We start from the raw sequence: 12,548 nt of genomic DNA on the forward strand, positions 1-12,548 counted from the left end.
TCATCCGGTGTAGGGGTGGACTTGCTTCCAGTGGCGCGCGATGTCGATGCGCCGGCACACCCACACGCGGTCGTGGCGAGCGATGTGGTCCAGGAAGCGCTGCAGCGCGACGATGCGGCCCGGCCGCCCGAGCAGGCGGCAATGCATGCCCACGCTCATCATCTTCGGGGCTTGGTCGCCTTCGGCGTAGAGCGCATCGAAGCTGTCGCGCAGGTACTCGAAGAAGGGATCGGCGTGCGAGAAGCCCTGGGGCAGGGAAAAGCGCATGTCGTTGCAGTCGAGCGTGTAGGGCACCACCAGGTGGGGCACGACCTGGCCGTCGGTGCGGCGCACCTTCATCCAGAAGGGGAGGTCGTCGCCGTAGTAGTCGCTGTCGTACTCGAAGCCGCCGTGGTCCACCACCAGGCGGCGCGTGTTGGGGCTGTCGCGGCCCGTGTACCAGCCCAGCGGCCGCTCGCCGGTGAGCTCCTCGATGATCTGCATGCCGATGCGCAGGTGCTCGCGCTCGGTGGCCTCGTCCATGTTCTGGTAGTGGATCCAGCGCCAGCCGTGGCAAGCGATCTCGTGGCCGGCTTCCTTGAACGCGGCGCTGAGTTCGGGATGGCGCTGCAGGGCCATGGACACGCCGAAGACGGTGAGCGGCAGGCCGCGCCGCTCGAACTCGCGCAGCAGGCGCCACACGCCCACGCGCGAGCCGTACTCGTAGATGCCTTCCATGCTCAGGTGCCGGTCCGGGTAGCTGGCCGGGTTGAACATCTCCGACAGGAACTGCTCGGATCCCGCGTCGCCGTGCAGGACGGCGTTCTCGCCGCCTTCCTCGTAATTGAGCACGAACTGGACCGCCACGCGGGCATTGCCGGGCCACTGCGCGTGGGGCGGATTGCGGCCGTAGCCGACGAGGTCGCGAGGGTAGGGGGCGGTGCTGTCGTAGGTCATGGTCTCAGGCGGCCAGGGCGTGGGCGATGTCGGAGGCGGGCTGGGGACGGTCGAAGTCCAGGCTGTCTTCCACGTGCCGCAGGTGCTCCACCATCAGGGCGGCGGCGCGCTCCTCGTCGCGCGCGGCCAGCGCACGCACGATCTGCGCGTGTTCCTCCTGGGAATGCTCGGCGGCGCCGGCGCGCTGGTACATGAGCGAGATGAGCGAGCTGCGCGACGCCAGCTCGCGCAGGATCTGCGCCAGCACCTCGTTGCCGAGCAACTCGGCCATGCGCACGTGGAAGTCGCCCAGGAGTTCGTTGCGCCCGGCCAGGTCACCCTCTTCGGCCGCCGCCTTCTCCCGGGCCATGTGCTCGCGCAGGGCCTTGATGCGCGACGGCGTGGCCTCGCGCGCGAAAGTGCGGGCCAGCTCCCCCTCCAGCATGCGGCGCACCGCGAAGACTTCGCGCGCCTCCTGCACCGTGGGGGCCGCGACGAAGGCGCCGCGCGCGGGCTCCAGGGTGACCAGCCGGTTCTGCGAGAGCTGGAACAGCGCCTGCCGCACCAGCGTGCGCGAGACGCCGAAATGGTCCGCCAGCTTCTGCTCGACCAGCTTGGTGCCCGGCAGCAGCCGGTGTGCCGCGATGGCCCGCGTCAGGGCCTGGGCGATCGTGCTGGTGGTGGACTCCATGCACGAAGTGTATACACTTCTGTCCACCAAACCACCACGGGAGAAGCCATGGGATTGAGCACGCACGTGCTGGACACGATGCACGGTACGCCGGCCGCGGGCATGGGCGTGGAACTCTGGGACCTCGGCGGGGCGCAGCCCCGCCAGCTCAAGCGCTTCACCCTCAACATGGACGGACGCAATCCCGACGGCCCGCTGTTCGACAACGCGAGCCTGCAGCGCGGGACCTACCGGCTGGTCTTCGACGTGGCGGCCTACTTCCGTTCGCGCGGCGTTGAGCTGCCCGATCCGCCCTTCCTCGACCGGGTCAGCCTGGACTTCGGCGTGGCGGACACCTCGCAGCACTACCACGTTCCGCTCCTGTGCACCCCGTGGAGCTATTCGACGTACCGGGGCTCTTAGGGACCCCCACCGAACTCCGTTCGGGCTGAGCCTGTCGAAGCCCCCGCGCGGTTTCCCTAATCCTGTCCCTCCGTCAACGTATCCAGCTGGAAGCGGCCGCTCTTGTCCCACAACCACGTGTCCGTGTACGTCACCCGCCCCAGCCGCAGCGGCGTGGGGAAGGGCGCGGCCGCGCGCACCATGCGCTCGATCTCGGCCACCACTTCGGGTGCGTGGCGTGGCGCGCGCAGCCAGTTCAGGCGCAGCGGCTGTCCGCGGGCATCCAGGTCCACCTCCAGCACGCCCACGGCATACAGCATGGGCGGCAGGCGGCCCTTGAAGATGCGCTCGGGCTGCAGGCTGTACAGATGCGTCGCCGCATCGCGGCGGTACTCGCGCGGCGTGCGGGCAACCGAAGGTCCGGGCGGGCCGGGACGCACGGGGGTGCCGGAAGGCGGTCCGACGGGCGCGACCTGGGCCGGGCTCGTCGGTGCCGGCGGGGGCGGGGGCACCGGTGTGGCCACGCTGCCACGCTGCACGGCGGGCGGGGCGCAGGCGGCCAGCAGGCTGGCCAGGGCGCTGGCCAGCAGGGTGTGGAGGCGCCTGGGTCGGCCGGCTTGTTCCATGATGTCTCCTGTTGGCCGCGAGCATAGCCGCGGCAACGCGTTCGCATGACCCCGCTGCATCTCTCCTTCGTCGCCGAGCGCCTCGCGCGCGAGCCCGCCGTGCTCGTCACCGTGGAGCGCAGCGAAGGCTCCGTTCCGCGCGAGGCCGGCACGCACATGGTCGTCTTCGCCGGCGAGGTCGTCGGCACCATCGGCGGCGGGCAGCTCGAATACCAGGCCATCGCGCAGGCGAAAAGCCGGATCGGCGCCGCCGACGCGCAGGTGCTGCGCTATCCGCTCGGCCCCACCCTGGGGCAATGCTGCGGAGGGGTGGTCTGGCTGCGCTTCGAGCGGCTGGATGCCGTGGCCCTCGGGGCCTTGTCCGCGCAACTGCGGGAGGCGTTGCAACCCCTGGCGCTCTTCGGCGGCGGCCATGTCGGCCGCGCCCTGGTGGATGCCCTCGCGCCGCTGCCGTACGCCGTCACCTGGATCGACAGCCGCGAGGCCATCTTCCCCGCCGAGGTGCCGGCGCACGTGGCCTGCGAACACTCCGACCCGGTGCAGGCGGCCGTGCCCCAGCTCGCGCCGGGCTCGCAGGTGCTGGTCATGAGCTTCAGCCACGCCGAGGACCTGGACATCGTCGCGGCCTGCCTGCGACGCCGGCGCGAACGCGCCGACCTGCCCTTCATCGGCCTGATCGGAAGCCGCACCAAATGGCAGACCTTCCGCCACCGGCTGGAGCAGCGCGGGTTCACGCCGGCCGAGCTCGCGCAGGTGACCTGCCCGATCGGCATCCTGGGCATCACCGGCAAGGAGCCGGCGGTGATCGCGGCCAGCGTGGCCGCGCAGTTGCTGCTGCTGCGGCCTGCGCGCTGAGGGCGGGCGCACAACTTGCATACACTTTCCTTCGTCGGTCGCAGCGGCGCCTCTTTCGGTTCGCGGCCTTTTCATTCTGCTCAGAGCGCCCGCCGTGGTGAGCAGGCCTGAGATCAGTGCATCCATGGAAAGCTACTTCCTCGACTGGGCCAACCTGCTGCTGCGGTGGCTGCACGTCATCACCGCCATCGCCTGGATCGGCTCGTCCTTCTACTTCGTCTTCCTGGATTCCAGCCTCACCCCGCCCGAGGACGAGGACCTGAAGAAGCAGGGCGTCTCCGGTGAACTCTGGGCCGTCCACGGCGGCGGCTTCTACCACCCGGTGAAGTTCGCCGTGGCGCCGCCCACGCTGCCCAAGCACCTGCACTGGTTCTACTGGGAGGCCTACACCACCTGGATGTCGGGCTTCGCGCTGCTGGTGGTGCTGTACTTCTGGAACGCGCGCGCCTACCTGATCGATCCGTCCCGCATGGACTGGTCACCCGGCGTGGCCATCACCGTGGCCCTGGGCTTCCTTGTGGTGTTCTGGGTGCTCTACGACCTCATCTGCCGTGTCTTCGAAAGCCACAAGAAGGCCGACACCATCGTCGGCGCGCTGGTGGCCGTGCTGGTGGTCGCGGCCTCGTGGCTGGCCTGCCAGTGGTTCGCCGGCCGCGCGGCCTTCCTGCTCGTGGGCGCCATGCTGGCCACCGCCATGAGCGCCAATGTGGCGCACTGGATCATCCCGGGCCAGCGCAAGATGGTCGCGGCCATGAAGGAAGGCAAGCCGGTGGACCCCATCCACGGCAAGCGTGGCAAGCAGCGCAGCGTGCACAACACCTACTTCACGCTGCCGGTGCTCTTTGCCATGCTGTCCAACCACTACAGCTTCCTCTGGAGCCGCGAGGACAATTGGCTGGTGCTGGTGCTGATGATGGCCGCCGGGGCGGCGATCCGGCAGTTCTTCGTGCTGCGCCACGGCTGGAAGCTGGGGCGCAACGGCAACCCGGCCCCCTACGCACTGGTGGGCGTGGCGGTGATCGCGGCCACGCTGGTGTGGATGCAGCCGGCGCCCCGCGCGCCGCTGGCTTCCACCCCGGCCGGCGCACCGGCCGCGCCTGCAGCAGCAGCTGCCACCGGCGCCGCGCCCACGATGGCCGCCGTGCAGCAGGTCATGGCGCAGCGCTGCGTGATGTGCCATGGCGAGCAGATGCAGATGAAGAACATCCGCCTGGATTCGCCCGAGGCGCTCAAGCAGCACGCGCAGTCGATCTACCAGCAGGCGGTGGTGACGCGGCTCATGCCGATGAACAACGCCACCGGCATGACCGACGAGGAGCGCGGGGTGGTGAAGGCGTGGTTTGAGGCGGGGGCGAACTGACCGGCGGCATGACCGCCGGTTCAGATGAGCGAACCCTCGATCACTCGCACAGGCGCCGGATCCGCTCCGGCACCTCGAAGGCGTACCAGCTGCCGTCTTCGCGGCGGCCGCCGAAGATGCGCACCTCCTCGCATTCCATGATCGGCGTGTCCCCGCGCCGGCAGTGGTAGCGCTGCACGAAGCTCTTGCGCCGCCACTCGGGCACGTGCACGTCGATCTGCAGCTCGTCGCCGTAGCTTGCGGTCTTCATGAAGCGGGCCTTCGTGTCCACGATCGGCGTGCCGACGATCCCCGTTTCCTTCTCGATCTCCCGCCAGGGCGGCACGCCGCACTGGATGAAGAAGTTGCGCGAGGCGGCATCGATCCAGCGGAAGAAATTGGGAAACCAGACGATGCCGGCCGGGTCGCAGTCGCCGAACTCGACGCGAAGGGAGTAGGTGATGGTCTTGTGGGGGGTGCTCATGGGAGAGTGGCGCGCTGCCGCTGGTTCACTCGGCGGCGATCTTGCGCTCGCGGATGATCGCACCGAAGCGCTTGGAGTCCTCGGCCGCGCGCGCGCCGAACTCGGCGGGGCTGAGCGGCAGGGCCTCGCCGCCCAGGGCCACGATGCGGTCCTGGATGGCCTTGGTGGCCAGGACCTTGTTGATCTCGCGGTTCAGGCGCTCCACCACCGCGGGCGGCGTGCCGGCGGGCGCGTAGAAGCCGAAGACGCTGTCGGCGTCGAAGCCCTTGAGGCCCGCTTCATGCAGCGTGGGCACGTCCGGGAACAGCGGCGAGCGCTTGGGGCTGCCCACGGCCAGGAGCTTCAGGCGGCCCGAGCGCGCGTGCTGCAGGCCGATGCCCGGATCGAAATGGAAGTCGATCTGCCCGGCCAGCAGGTCCTGCAGCGCGGGGGCCGCGCCCCGATAGGGAACGTGCACGGCGAAGAGGTTGGCCTGGCTCTTCATCATCTCGGCGGCCAGGTGCGGCGAGCTGCCGTTGCCCGGCGAACCGAAGGACAGCTTGCCAGGGTTGGCCTTGGCGTACTGGATGAATTCCTGCACGTTGCTCGCCGGCAGCTGCGGCTTGGCCATGAGGTACACCGCCACCCGCGCGGCCGAGGCCACGGGCACCAGGTCCTTGGCCGGGTCGAAGGACATCTTGGCGTACAGGTGCGGGTTGATCGACACCATGCCGCCCGAGCTCATGAGGAGGGTGTAGCCGTCGGCCGGCGCGCGCGCGACCGCCTCGCCGCCGATGTTGCCGTTGGCGCCGCCCCGGTTCTCGATCACGACCGGCTGGCCCAGCGCCTCCGACAGCGGCTGCCCGATGGCGCGGGCCAGCGTGTCGGCCGCGCCGCCGGCCGGGAAGTTCACGACCACGCGCACCGGCTTGTTCGGGTAGCCGTCCTGGGCGAAGGCGCCAAGGCTGGCCAGACCCGTGGCGGCCAGCGCGGCGGCCAGCAGGGTGCGGCGGAGAACGGAACGGTTGTGGGGATTCATGGCGTGGGTCTCCTGGGATGATTTCTTGTCGTCAAGCGGCCTGCCCGGCGGCGGCCTTGGGTTTGCGCACGAAGCGGATGGGTTGCTCCTTGACCGGTCGCGGCGGCGCGCCGTGGCGCACCAGCGCGGCATCGAGCTGCGTGCCCGCTTCGTCCGCCAGCGCGGCCTGGCGCGCCTCGGCGATGGCCGTGGCGCTCTCCTGCGGCGACGCGCCGCGCGCCAGATGGTCCAGCACGTGCAGCAGGTTTTCCTTGCCGCGCTCGTTGGTCGCGCCGTAGCCCTTGATGAGGCGGCCGCACAGGGCGATCTCGTGGCCCAGGCGCCAGTCGCGGCGCGTGCCCTCGACCACGCCCTGCAGCCAGCGCTCGATCATCTGCTGCTCCATCGCGAAGCGGCTGCCGCGCACGCGCAGCCACTTGCAGGAGGCGAGCGCGCGCAGCGACACCATGCCCATGACCGAATGCGTGCCCACCTTCAGCGGCAGCGCCCAGGGTAGCTTGCCGGCGGCAATGCGCTTGCGGTCCCATTGCGTCAGGCGCTGCGCCAGCGCGGGCGGCAGCAGGGCCGCGAACTCCGGAATGCCCGGCTTGAAGTGGTCCCACACCTGCAGCAGGTCCTCGTCCGTGGCCTTGACCTCGCCTCGCACGCGCGCCCAGCGGCTCGCGCGGCTCTTGAGGTCGGCCACGCGCACGATGTCGTCGAAGGCCATCCACAAGGCCAGCCAGCGGGCCATCTCGGTGGTGGTTTCGAAGCCGCGTTCGCCCGAGGGGTCGGCGATCCGCTCGGCTTCCAGCACCTGCGTCAGGCGGTGCACGTACAACTCGGCGTAGTCGCGGCCCTGGTAGTCCACGAGACGGGCATGGCCCAGCGCGAACATCTCGCGAACCGGCGCGGGGAAGCGCTGGACCAGTGCGGCGTCGGGCGCGCCGGGCGCGGACGCCTGCGGCCCGTCCCGGACCGGGGCGGGGGGTGACAGCAGCGCGTCCACGAACGCGGCCTGCTGCTGCGCCTGCCCCACGATCTCGAAGCCCCGCGCGAAGCCGCGCAGGCTGGCCTTGGCGGTGGCGGCGCCGCCTTCCTGGATGGCGGCCTCGTAGTCCTCGCGCTTGAACGGGAACAGGCCGCTGCCCGCGATGGCGCCCAGCATCACGGCGCTCACGATCGTGCCGCACTCCTTGGCCACGGCCGACATGTCGAACACATGGTGCTCGCGGCTGAAGGACTTCACCAGCGCGAGCAGCTCCTGCGCGTCCACGCGGCCGTCGCCCATCTGCATGCGCTCCATGGTGGTGAAGGCGCGGCTGGTGCTGGTGATCACGCGCGTGCGACCCGGCGCGGTCATGCCGTTGCCGATCTGGCGCGCCGTCTCCAGCAGTTCGGAGGAGACCAGCGCGTCCAGCGCCCCGGGCACCGGGTTCAGGCTGAAGATCGGACGGCGGCCGTTCAGCTCCGCGATGGAACGCGGGAACACTTCCAGGTAGTAGGTGGTCGCGCCGGTGCGCTGCGCGACGCCAGGGATGGACGTGCTCTGCGCCGGGTAGCCGGCGATGCGCGCGGTCTCGACCAGCCATTCGGTGAGCACGCCGCCGCCTTCGCCGCCTAGGGCGCAGACGAGGAGGGTGATCGCTTTGTCTTGGGGCATCTTGTCATCCTTCGGGTTTGTAGTCGGGCTCAGAGGGCGAGGAATGGGAGCGCCGATGAACAGGCCAGGGTCACCGCGGAACCGGCTTTGCCGGGCCGCTGGTGGCGCCCCCTGAGGGGGACGCGCCGAAGGCGCTTCGGGGGGGTCATTTACGCCGGCTGGAGTGCGCGGACGATGCCGCTGCGCACGCCGGCCCATAGCCGCTCGTGCCACTTGGGGTTCTGGATCACCTCGGCGCGGTAGAAGCTCGGGCACAGCGTGGCGGCGTGCGCGTTGGCGCCGCACAGGCCGCAGCCCACGCAGCCGTCGATGACCGTGGCCACCGGGTCGACCTTCAGCGGATCGGGGTTGTCCTTGAGCGTGAGCGTGGGACAGCCCGAGAGGCGGATGCAGGCGTGGTCGCCGTTGCACACGTCCTCGTCCACGCCGTACTTCACGCGCACCACGCGCTTGCCCTTCTTCAGGAGGCTGGAGATCCAGGGCTTGATGCGGCGCTGGCGCTCCAGCTGGCACTCGCCCTCGGCCACGATCACCTTCAGCCCGTCGAAGGGCGAGGTGAAGGCCTCCTTGAGCGTCTCGCGCATGGTGCTCACCTCGTAGGTGTGCACGGTGCGCAGCCACTGCACGCCCAGGCCCTTGAGCGTGGATTCGATGGTCTGGTTGGTGTGCACCAGGCTCTGCCCCTTGTCGGCAGCCGCTGCCCGCGCCTGGTCCTGCGGCGTGGAGATGATCTCCTGCGTGCCGGTGGCCGATGAGTAGCCGTTCTTGAAGATCAGCAGCACCGCGTCGTCGCCGTTGAAGAGGGCCGACTGCACGCCCGTGAGCAGGCCGTTGTGCCAGAAGCCGCCGTCGCCCATGATGGCCAGGGTGCGCCGCTGCATCATGGGCGAGACGCCCGCGCGGCTCGCCAGGCTCATGCCGTAGCCGAGGATGGAGTGCCCGGTGTGGAAAGGCTCGAAGGTGCCCAGCGCGTGGCAACCGATGTCCGCGGCCACGTGGACGGGGCCGATGTCCTGCTGCGCGAGCTTGAGCGCCGCGAACACCGGGCGCTCGGGGCAGCCGACGCAGAAGCTGGGCGGGCGGGCGGGGAGGGGCTTGTCCAGGGTGGCGGCGACGGTGCTGCGGCGCTGGCCGATGGCGTCGAGCCATTGGCGGGCCTGGGTGAGGGAGGAGGGTGGGCGGCGCCCTTCGACAGGCTCAGGGTGAACGGAGGGGCTTGGCACAGGGCGAACGGAGTTGATATCCGTTCGGGCTGAGCCTGTCGAAGCCCCTCCCCCGAGATACTGCTGCGCAAATCCCAGCATCGCTGTCGCCAGCACCTCCACGCTGTACTCCCCGCCCTGCGGCAGCAGGTCCTTGCCGTGCAGCCGCGTCTGGATGTCCCTGCGCCGAAGCAGCGTGGCGATCTCCTGCTCGATGTACTCCGGCTGGCCTTCCTCCACCACGATCACCGCGCGCTTGCCCACGCAGAAGTCCGCCACCTGCTCGGGCACCAGCGGGTAGGTGACGTTGAGCACCAGCAGCGGGATGTCGCTTTCGCCGAAGGCGTTGGCCAGGCCCAGCTCCTGCAGGCTGCGCAGCAGCGCGTTGTACAGGCCGCCCTGGACGATGATGCCCAGGTCCGCATGCTCACCATCCATCAGCTCGTTGAGCTGGTTCTCCAGGATGTAGCGCCGCGCGGCGGGGATGCGTTTCTCGTGCTTGAGCTTCTCGTGCGGGAAGGTGACCGGCGGGTGCGCCAGGCGCATGTAGTCGAACTTGGCCGGGTTGGCCATGAGCTGGCGCGTGGACACCGCGGGCGGCTGGTTGTCGCGGGTCTTGAAGCTGCCGCGCACGTGGCATGCGCGGATGCGCAGCTCCAGGATGGCCGGCATGTTGGAGGCCTCCGAGAGGCGGAAGGCGTGCTCCACCATGTCCACCATCACCGGCAGGTCGGGTCGCGGGTCCAGCAGGCACATGGTGGACTTGAGCGCGAACGCATGCGTGCGCTCCTGGATCACCGAGGCGCCCTCGCCGTAGTCCTCGCCCACCACGATCAGCGCGCCGCCCACCACGCCGGGCGAGGACAGGTTGGACAGCGCGTCCGAGGCGACGTTGGTGCCGACGATGGACTTCCAGGTCACGGCCCCGCGCAGCGGGTAGTGGATGGAGGCGCCCAGCATGGCGGCCGCGGACGCCTCGTTGGAGCAGGCCTCCACGTGCACGCCGAGCTCGTCCATGTAGGGCTTGGCCTGGACCATCACGTCCAGCAGGTGCGACACCGGCGCGCCCTGGTAGCCGCCCACGTAGGCCACGCCGGACTGCAGCAGCCCTTTGGTGATGGCGAGGATGCCTTCGCCGTGGAAGGTCTCGCCCTCCCCCTTGCGCAGCGCCTCGATCTCGCGGCTGAATGAAACTTCCACGGCTTGTCTCCCGGTCTGAATCGCCGGAGTGTCGGCTGCGCGGCGTCATCAATCAATAAAATGATCCGACTAAGCGAGATAAGAATCGTGCATATCAACGAGATCGACCTCAACCTGCTGCGGCTCTTCGACGCCGTGCACCGTCACCGCAGCGTCAGCCGCGCCGCCGAGCAGCTCGACCTGACCCAGCCCGCGGCCAGCCAGGGCCTCACGCGCCTGCGCGGCCTGCTGAACGATCCGCTCTTCATGCGCGCGCCCGGTGGCGTGCAGCCCACACCGCGCGCCGAGCGCCTGGCCGAGCCGGTGCGCCAGGCGCTGGCCACGCTGGAGGGGGCCCTGGCCGACTCGCGCGAGTTCGAGCCGCTGCGCTCGCGCCGCACCTTCCAGCTGCACATGAGCGACATCGGCGAAAGCCGCTTCCTGCCCCCGCTGATGGCCGCCCTGCGCGAGCAGGCGCCCGGCGTGCGGGTGGAGGTGCGGCCCTGGCCGCGCGACGAGATCTCCGACGCCCTGCACGCCGGCCGCATCGACTTCGCTTTCGGCTTCCTGCCCATGGTCAAGGACAGCCAGCGGCTGGCGCTGCTGGACGACCGCTACGTGCTGGTGCTGCGGCGCGACCATCCCTTCCTGCGCCGCCGCCGCAGCGCGAAGGCCCAGCTCGCGGCGCTGGGCGAACTGGACTTCGTGGCCGTGCGCACCCACACCGACACGCGCCGCATCCTGCAACTGCTGGAGCTGGAGGAGCGCCTGCGCCTGGTGACCGAGCACTTCCTGGTGCTGCCGGCCATCGTGCAGTCCAGCGACCTCGCGGCGCTGGTGCCGCGCGACATCGCCGAGGGCTTCGGCGAGGGCCACGCCATCGTCGAGCCCGAGTTCCCCCTGCGCGACTTCACCGTCTCGCTGCACTGGAGCCGCCGCTTCGAGGCCGAGCCCGGGCACCGGTGGCTGCGCGAGGTCATCGAGCAGGTTTTCCGGCGCAAACGCTGACAATCCCCCTTTTTCGACCGCAACCCGGAGGACCCCCGCGATGGCATCGCCCCGCCCGCTCGAACTCGTCGTCATCGACGTCAAACCCGGCGCCGCCATGGAAAGCCAGTCGGGCCTGGCCCTGCTGCGACCGCGCATCTACGGCGCCTGGATGCAGCCGGCCGGCCCGAAGAAGGTGGCCGCCATCGTCATGCACCCCACGAGCAACTTCATGGGCCACTACCTCATCGAGCCATTGGCGCGCCGGGGCGTGGCCTGCATGGGCCTGAACACGCGCTATGCCGGCAACGACACGCTCCTCGTCATGGAGCGCGCCATCCAGGACTTGGGCGCCGGCGTGAAATTCCTGCGCGGGCAGGGCTACGAGAAGGTGGTGCTGATCGGCAATTCCGGCGGCGCGGCGCTGGCCGCGCTCTACCAGGCGCAGGCCGAGGAACTCACCATCGACACGCTGCTGGACGGCGACCCGGCCAACCTGGTTGCGGGCGACCTGCCGCCCGTCCAGGGCCTGGCGCTGTGCGGCGCGCACGAGGGCCGCTCACGCCTCATGCGCCGCTGGATCGATCCGTCCGTCACCGACGAACATGACCCGCTGTCGGTCGACCCCGCGCTGGACATGTACGACCCGGCCAACGGCCCGCCGTACTCGGCGGAGTTCCTCGCGCGCTTCGACGCGGCGCAGGAAGCGCGGCTCGGACGCATCGACCGCTGGGTGCACGAGCGCCTCGCGCTGCTTCGCAGCCTGAAGGCGCCGGGCAGCCCGCGCGACCAGACCTTCATCATCCACCGCACGCATGCCGACCCGCGCTGCCTGGATCTCTCGCTCGATGCCAACGACCGCGCGGTCGGAAGCGTCTGGGGCAGCGGCGCCGCCGGAGCGCGGGCGGTGAACTACGCGGCCAGCCAGATGGGCCGCATCACCTCGCTCACCGCCTTTCTTTCGCAGTGGTCACCGCACAGCCGCGCCGACGGCCCGGACAACCTCGCGCGCACGAGCGTTCCGGTGCTGCTGTTCACGTACACCGCGGACCAGTCCACCTTCCCGAGCACGCGCGAGGCGTGGCTGGAAGCGGGCGGCGCGCGCATCCGCAACGTGGACGTGGTGGGGGGCAACCACTACCTGGCGGGGCAGCCGCAGCTGGTGGAGCAGGTGGCGGACGAGATGGCCGGCTGGATGCTGGGCTTGTAGTGTTCACTCCTTCCCCCTC

General features: G+C 70.1%; 12 protein-coding genes. 5 read left to right on the forward strand and 7 right to left on the reverse strand.

Annotated features, from left to right (window positions below):
* Positions 1-936, reverse strand: coding sequence for an allantoinase PuuE (puuE, locus tag EZ242_RS07540; protein WP_135284525.1), 936 nt, complete (start codon positions 934-936; stop codon positions 1-3).
* 4 nt (positions 937-940) lie between these two features.
* On the reverse strand, positions 941-1,606 hold the full coding sequence (locus tag EZ242_RS07545; RefSeq protein WP_135284526.1) for a GntR family transcriptional regulator: 666 nt from the start codon (positions 1,604-1,606) through the stop codon (positions 941-943).
* Between the two features lie 48 nt (positions 1,607-1,654).
* On the opposite strand from EZ242_RS07545, the gene uraH reads away from it, so the two are divergent.
* On the forward strand, positions 1,655-2,008 hold the full coding sequence (uraH, locus tag EZ242_RS07550; protein WP_135284527.1) for a hydroxyisourate hydrolase: 354 nt from the start codon (positions 1,655-1,657) through the stop codon (positions 2,006-2,008).
* A 56-nt stretch (positions 2,009-2,064) separates the two neighbouring features.
* Here uraH and EZ242_RS07555 read toward each other — a convergent pair whose 3' ends face one another.
* Positions 2,065-2,613, reverse strand: a complete 549-nt coding sequence (locus EZ242_RS07555) for a hypothetical protein (RefSeq protein ID WP_135284528.1) — start codon at positions 2,611-2,613, stop codon at positions 2,065-2,067.
* Between the two features lie 45 nt (positions 2,614-2,658).
* Here EZ242_RS07555 and xdhC point away from each other — a divergent pair, with 45 nt between their 5' ends.
* Entirely contained in the window at positions 2,659-3,468 is an 810-nt protein-coding gene (gene xdhC / locus EZ242_RS07560; RefSeq protein WP_135284529.1) for a xanthine dehydrogenase accessory protein XdhC, read from the forward strand.
* A 124-nt stretch (positions 3,469-3,592) separates the two neighbouring features.
* Positions 3,593-4,828, forward strand: a complete 1,236-nt coding sequence (locus EZ242_RS07565) for a urate hydroxylase PuuD (protein WP_135284530.1) — start codon at positions 3,593-3,595, stop codon at positions 4,826-4,828.
* Positions 4,829-4,868: 40 nt separating this feature from the next.
* Here the strand turns inward: EZ242_RS07565 and EZ242_RS07570 are convergent, their stop codons facing one another.
* The 4 genes from EZ242_RS07570 to EZ242_RS07585 form a co-directional block, all read right to left on the reverse strand.
* Positions 4,869-5,291, reverse strand: coding sequence for an acyl-CoA thioesterase (locus EZ242_RS07570; RefSeq protein WP_135284531.1), 423 nt, complete (start codon positions 5,289-5,291; stop codon positions 4,869-4,871).
* Between the two features lie 25 nt (positions 5,292-5,316).
* A complete protein-coding gene (locus tag EZ242_RS07575; protein WP_135284532.1) occupies positions 5,317-6,309 on the reverse strand; it encodes a Bug family tripartite tricarboxylate transporter substrate binding protein in 993 nt (330 codons plus the stop codon).
* Positions 6,310-6,340: 31 nt separating this feature from the next.
* Positions 6,341-7,951: an indolepyruvate oxidoreductase subunit beta family protein gene (locus tag EZ242_RS07580; RefSeq protein ID WP_135284533.1), complete on the reverse strand. Its 1,611-nt coding sequence runs from the start codon at positions 7,949-7,951 to the stop codon at positions 6,341-6,343.
* 149 nt (positions 7,952-8,100) lie between these two features.
* A complete protein-coding gene (locus EZ242_RS07585) occupies positions 8,101-10,353 on the reverse strand; it encodes a thiamine pyrophosphate-dependent enzyme (protein WP_135284534.1) in 2,253 nt (750 codons plus the stop codon).
* Between the two features lie 87 nt (positions 10,354-10,440).
* Between EZ242_RS07585 and EZ242_RS07590 the strand changes: the two genes are divergently transcribed.
* Both EZ242_RS07590 and EZ242_RS07595 read left to right on the forward strand, forming a co-directional pair.
* Positions 10,441-11,340, forward strand: coding sequence for a LysR family transcriptional regulator (locus tag EZ242_RS07590; RefSeq protein ID WP_205960616.1), 900 nt, complete (start codon positions 10,441-10,443; stop codon positions 11,338-11,340).
* 40 nt (positions 11,341-11,380) lie between these two features.
* Positions 11,381-12,529 carry an alpha/beta hydrolase family protein gene (locus EZ242_RS07595; protein ID WP_135284535.1) on the forward strand — a complete coding sequence of 383 codons (1,149 nt, stop codon included), beginning with the start codon at positions 11,381-11,383 and terminating at the stop codon, positions 12,527-12,529.
* Positions 12,530-12,548: the final 19 nt, after the last annotated feature.

The sequence above is a fragment of the Ramlibacter rhizophilus genome, assembly GCF_004681965.1.
Taxonomy (GTDB): Bacteria; Pseudomonadota; Gammaproteobacteria; order Burkholderiales; family Burkholderiaceae_C; genus Ramlibacter; species Ramlibacter rhizophilus.